This is a genomic window from Verrucomicrobiota bacterium, assembly GCA_037139415.1.
In the GTDB taxonomy this organism is placed as follows: Bacteria; Verrucomicrobiota; Verrucomicrobiia; order Limisphaerales; family Fontisphaeraceae; genus JBAXGN01.
This window is the reverse complement of the sequence record JBAXGN010000298.1, coordinates 1-5645: the sequence shown is the minus strand read 5'-3', so window position 1 is coordinate 5645 and position 5645 is coordinate 1. Positions and strand designations below refer to the sequence as shown.

General features: G+C 50.2%; 7 protein-coding genes. All 7 read left to right on the top strand.

Annotated elements, in window-relative coordinates; all coding sequences use genetic code 11:
* Window positions 1–686, top strand: a 686-nt coding sequence (locus WCO56_28595; GenBank protein MEI7733563.1) for a DUF1080 domain-containing protein, incomplete at its 5' end; no start/stop codon positions are given.
* Between the two features lie 8 nt (window positions 687–694).
* Window positions 695–1657 (top strand): transposase, encoded by a 963-nt coding sequence (locus tag WCO56_28590; GenBank protein ID MEI7733562.1) that lies wholly within the window; start codon window positions 695–697, stop codon window positions 1655–1657.
* 130 nt (window positions 1658–1787) lie between these two features.
* Window positions 1788–2501: a double-CXXCG motif protein gene (locus WCO56_28585; protein ID MEI7733561.1), complete on the top strand. Its 714-nt coding sequence runs from the start codon at window positions 1788–1790 to the stop codon at window positions 2499–2501.
* A 23-nt stretch (window positions 2502–2524) separates the two neighbouring features.
* On the top strand, window positions 2525–2854 hold the full coding sequence (locus tag WCO56_28580) for a hypothetical protein (GenBank protein ID MEI7733560.1): 330 nt from the start codon (window positions 2525–2527) through the stop codon (window positions 2852–2854).
* Window positions 2854–3561 (top strand): double-CXXCG motif protein, encoded by a 708-nt coding sequence (locus WCO56_28575; GenBank protein MEI7733559.1) that lies wholly within the window; start codon window positions 2854–2856, stop codon window positions 3559–3561. The genes WCO56_28580 and WCO56_28575 overlap by 1 nt, the downstream gene beginning before the upstream one ends.
* A gap of 42 nt (window positions 3562–3603) precedes the next feature.
* On the top strand, window positions 3604–4593 hold the full coding sequence (locus WCO56_28570) for a leucine-rich repeat domain-containing protein (GenBank protein ID MEI7733558.1): 990 nt from the start codon (window positions 3604–3606) through the stop codon (window positions 4591–4593).
* Between the two features lie 60 nt (window positions 4594–4653).
* Window positions 4654–5334, top strand: a complete 681-nt coding sequence (locus WCO56_28565; GenBank protein ID MEI7733557.1) for an SOS response-associated peptidase — start codon at window positions 4654–4656, stop codon at window positions 5332–5334.
* Window positions 5335–5645 lie beyond the last annotated feature (311 nt).

The following is a 5645-nucleotide window of genomic DNA, read 5'->3' as shown; positions in this document are numbered from 1 at the left end:
GGACTGAGGAAACATGGACCGCAAGGTTGCGTGCGCCTCAGTCCTACTCGACCGGTGTTTGCATTGCCGGGTTCACCTTCCCGGTGCTTGCGGCCGAAGATTGGGTTTCGTTGTTTAATGGCAAAGACCTGTCTGGCTGGCGTGCCAACGCCTATCCGGACTCCTGGTCGGTGGTCAATGGCACCATTCGCGCCCATGCCACGCAGGAGAGTTCCCATCTCTTTTATGTGGGCGACCAGCGGGAGGGGATCGTGAAATTCAAAAACTTTGAGCTGGAGCTGTTCGCCCGGAGCGAGGCGAATGCCAATTCCGGCGTGTTTTTCCACACGGATTTTTCCGTCTCGAACGCCAAGAAGCATCTTGCCAAGGGGTACGAGGTGCAGCTCAACTCCACGCTCAAGGAAAAACGCAAAACCGGCAGTCTCTACGCGGTGGTGGATTTGGACAAATCGCCCGTGGATGAATCCCAGTGGTTCAAGGTGCGCATCGTGGTGCAAAATCAGCGCATCACCGTCCAGCTCAACGGCGCCACGGTGGTGGATTACACCGAGCCACCGAATGTGCAGCGGCCGGCGGAACGCGCGGGACGCCGCCTCAATCCCGAGGGCGGTGCCATCGCCCTCCAAGGGCACGACCCCAAGAGCATCTTTTATTTCAAAGATATTCGTATCCGCCGTTTGCCGTAAACTGAACCATGCCACGACAATTGCGCGTTGAATATCCCGGGGCCATCTACCATGTAATGTCGCGTGGGGATCGGCGGGAAGACATCTTCCACGACGAGGTGGACCGTCAGGATTTCCTCAAAACCCTTGCGGAAGCCTCTCAAAAGGCGGATTTCCAGGTCCACGCCTATTGTCTCATGCGCAATCACTTCCATTTGGTGGTGGAAACGCCCCAAGGCAACCTGGTGGCTGGGATGCGCTGGCTCTTAAGCACCTATACCCTGCGCCTGAATCATCGGCGCAAGCTCTTCGGCCATGTGTTTAGCGGACGTTACAAAGCGCTGATCGTGGATGGGAACAGCCGTGGCTACCTGAAAACGGTCTGTGATTACGCACACTTGAATCCGGTGCGGGCCGGGCTTTTGACGGTGGAAGACCGGTTATTGAGGTATCCTTGGAGCAGCTTTGCCTGGTACTTGGCGGCTCCGGCGCACCGTCCGGATTGGGTGCGGGTGGACCGGTTAATGGGGGAACATGGCATCCAGACCGATACGGCGGCGGGGCGGCAGGAATTCGAGCGGCGGATGGAAACCATGCGGGCGCGGGAAAGCGATGGTACGGAATGGGAGCCATTGCGGCGGGGATGGTGTCTCGGGCCGGAAACCTTTCGACAGGAATTGCTGGACCGGATGGCCGGGCAGTTGGGGGAACATCATGCCGGGGAACTGCGGCGGGAGAGCGCGGAAGCCAAGGCCGAACGCATTATTGACGAGGAACTAAAACGATTGGGTTGGACCCGGGTGGATTTGGAGCACCGGACCAAGAGTGATCCGGAAAAGGTGGCGGTGGCGGCCCGGTTGCGGCGGGAAACGACATTGACGATCAAAGCCATTGCAGTCCGGTTGCACTTGGGAAGTTGGAAAAGCGCCACGACGCGACTGCAACAAAGGAAACGAAAGGAAAAATCAGATGAAACTATGCCATTGTTATAGTTTGATAGTCATATAAACGTTTCATGCAGTCCAAAAATCCTAGTGCGGATAGAATCATGGGTTTTGCCTTCTCCATGCTAAGAAATATTGGAATGGACATGGCTCCGTTTTTGTGAGCGCAATTAATTGCATGAGATTCTTCCAAATTGAGGAAAGTAAACCGTACACTTATCAATTCGATGGTGAATACACTTGGCTTCTGAGGAGTGTTAAATGCAGTATTTGTCATCGAAGTAATGCAACATTCCTTGGCTGTCCCCTAATTAACATTAAGGGAAAACTGGACGAGAGCGCATATGGTCATGGTCCTCCCGTAACAAGACAGGAATTTGAGTCTCTTACCGCCCCGCTGCGGTCTGAAATAACGGAACCTTGGCCGTTATTGCCTGGAATGGGTTTTGGTCCATTCATCGGTCGTGTCTTAAAGGGAGAAAAGCGCGACTTTCTATGGATTTTTGGACGGACACTTTTAATACGAGAATCAGCTTACCAAGCTCTAAATGCATTGGGAATTTCTCTACGGACTGGGCCGGCAATAATAACAAGCTCCAAAGTTTCTGAAGTTCGAAACGACTACCTGAGGATTGTTTACACCATTCCCATACCGTGCCTTTCTCAGCAAGCATTGGTCAATGTTGACCATCGCCATTGCGATGAGTGTGGAATCTACGTGCGGTCACAAATGAAGCAAATTATTCTCAATAAGCACCGGATTCCAGAGGGTATTGATATTTTCGCTGTGCAAAGTATTGAGCGAATTATTGTTACGGAGAAATTGCGTGATGCTGTCAGACAGTTGAAACTGACAAACATTACTTTTAATCCTGCTGAAACATCTGAGTAAAATTCGTGCTTCCATCGCGTCATATGTTGGCCGCCATCGAGCGACCGGCCAAAGTGCTGGAGAGTTGCCAACTCGGTAAGCTCAAGGAAGCCCACGCTAATAACGACAAGATCAGGGCCGTACGCATTGGCAATCAACAAATTTCAAATTGGATTAACCGTTTCACGGTTAATCTGGAGCAACGCTTTCACCAGAAAATAGTGCATGGCGAGAAAAGCAGGAGCTACATGGGGGGAGCTTGGAATGAAGCTTGGGGGAAGTTTATAGGTTGGGATGGAAACAAAGCCACGCGGATTAAAAAACCGGAAGAATTCGGTAATTTCATGAACCAAATGTTAAATACTTTATTCTAATGAAACTGTATGAACTTAGTTTAAAGGATCCGTGGAAAGGATGTCTCCACGGCGGACGTGTGAGAAATACACCACCAGTTGTCTGCCCCAAATGTGGATGGCGGATGACTGAAAGTGTAGACCTTCCTTCTGTGGACCCATCAAAATTTGACTTTTTTTTGCCGGGAAAGCCAATCCCAGTTGAATCATGGGTAGAGATTAAACCTAGGCTAGCACCCTACTACCCACCAGGTTTTCCAGTGCAACAACAACAAAGTCTGGGCCCGTTGCATACAAGTTCGCAAGGAAAATTGGAGGGGATGTTCGTTTCAGTCGGCAGCGGGATTTGTTGCTTTGAGAAGGATCTATTTCTCAAATTCATGGAAACAGAAGTTTACCCCATTCAAGCGTTTCCAGTCTTTTTTAAGAGAAAAAGTAAGTATGAAGGACGGTTGGTGGAAGGTCATTCTCATGGGGTTGTCTCGTTCGGAAATTCCATCCATCCCAGAGGAGAATTGCGCACTTGTGAGTTATGCGGGATGAATAACATTCTCCAACTAATAGACGCACGCATTTGCATCAAAAAATCTTCACTTCCCACGCAAGGTGATTATTTTGCCGTCCAAGAATGGGGCAGCGTTAGAATTGTAACGGAACGCTTTCGAGATTGTGCGGCACCAATTTTTGCTAATCTTTCTTTTAGAGAGGTGCCAGTGGTTGACGAATAAAAATCCTATTGAGCAACTATGTTGTGACCTTGTTTGACCTCCATGACCTTGATTACTCCCACCCATATGACTGCCAGTGAACAGACTGCGTACCATAAAGCCATGGAGATAATCGAGACTTGCCGCCAAAGGCCGCAGTGCAATCAGCTTGAATTGGATCGCCTAGGCCTGACTAAGGTGCCTGCGGAAGTTGCAGAACTTAAGACGATCAAATCCATTTTTTTACGCGGTAACAAGTTGACCACGTTTCCACTGGAAATCTGCAGTTTGACCGCCCTGACAGAAATCCACTTGGAGGGCAACCAACTGTCCGCGTTACCATCAGAAATTGCTCAACTGACAAAATTAACCGAACTCTTTTTGTCCAGTAATCGATTTACCTGTTTTCCGATGGAACTGTGCTCCCTCAAGTCCTTGACCTGGCTATGCCTTTCCAACAACCCAATCGCGGTGCTTCCGCCTGAGGTTGGAAAACTCTCTGGCCTGAAGCTCCTGTTTATTGATCACGCTGCGATCAGTGTGGTGCCATCAGAAATCGGGAAACTCGGTAAATTGACCGGGCTCATTTTGTCACGGAACCATCTGACGACGTTACCATCAACGATTGGACAGCTGCATGCACTGACAAACCTGTATCTCGAAAACAACAAAATCAGTGTATTGCCCCCAGAAATGGCACAACTCAAGTCCCTGCAAAGGCTCTATCTCGAAAACAATGAACTTGCTGAACTTCCGCAGGATTTTGGGCAATTCACCTCGCCTGCCGTTCTGCGGCTAGAGAACAACAAACTGCGAACACTACCACCGGGAATGAAACAACTCACTGCAAATGACTGGGTGTATTTACACGACAACCCGGCTCTTGGGCTGCCTGCTGGAGTTTTGGGGCCCACGTGGGATCAGGTAAATGGTTCTTGGGATGATACGCTGGATAAGTGTATTGAACCCAGATCAGCACGTTCGATCGTGCGCTATTACTTCAAATGCTCCGAAAAAGGAGGTATCGTGAAAAACAGGAAAAACTATGAATGACCCCGTAACCGAATCTGAAAGTTGTTTGTGTCTTGATGTCCTTGCGTTAATCTTTGTGAAATGTGCGCGCGATATACATTGACCCGCGAAATCGCCGAAGTGGTGAGATTGATCGTTTGCGTTAACCTGCTGAGGGCATATGCGCCGCGCTATAACATCGCGCCTCACCAACATGCGCCAGTGGTGGTTCGAGAGGGGCATGCCACTGAATTGCGGCTGCTCCGCTGGGGTTTGGTGCCTGCCTGGGCGAAAGACGAAAAGCCAGGTAGCAAGTTAATAAATGCCCGGATGGAGACCGTGATGGAGCAAGCCAGCTTTCGAAACGCGTGGCGGAGTCGCCGTTGCCTGATTCCGGCAGACGGATTTTACGAATGGATGAGCACGTCGTCGGGAAAACTGCCCCACTACTTTACCCTGAAGGATGGGCAGGCATTTTGTTTTGCTGGCCTGTGGGAACGATGGCAACCAAGTGCGGCTTCGCAGCAGGAACTCTTTGCCACAACGCAAGAGGCATCGCCATTGGAGACGTTTACCATCCTTACCACCGGGGCAAATACGCTGGTGGCGACTCTGCATGACCGCATGCCCGTAATTCTGAAGCCTGAGGATTATGAGTTGTGGCTTGATCCGGCGAGCCGCGTTCAGAAATTGGCCGCCATTTTATGCCCGTATGATCCTGATAAAATGTCCTGCACGCGGGTTTCGAAGCATGTGAACAGCTCGCGCGTCGAAGGGCCGTAGTGTGTTGTGGAAAATATTAACTGAAATTTGAAACATGTTAAAAGTCGAGCAACTTGCGGAACTGGGCAACCAACACAGCGAAGCCTTGAATGCCCAGGTTACCGCAACGCGACCAGTGAAAGCATCCAATGTGCCCAAAAGCAAATTCCTATCAGTTAGTTCAGTGCCCTCGCCCTCGCGGTGGATAAACGGCGTTTGGTGACGACAAGAAATTGCTGCGAGAAGTTTTTTTGCTTTTTCCACTAAAGGCGTAACCTTACGTCCTGATTTATGATCGAATACGTTTTCAAGATGGCTGATGGGACGACGTT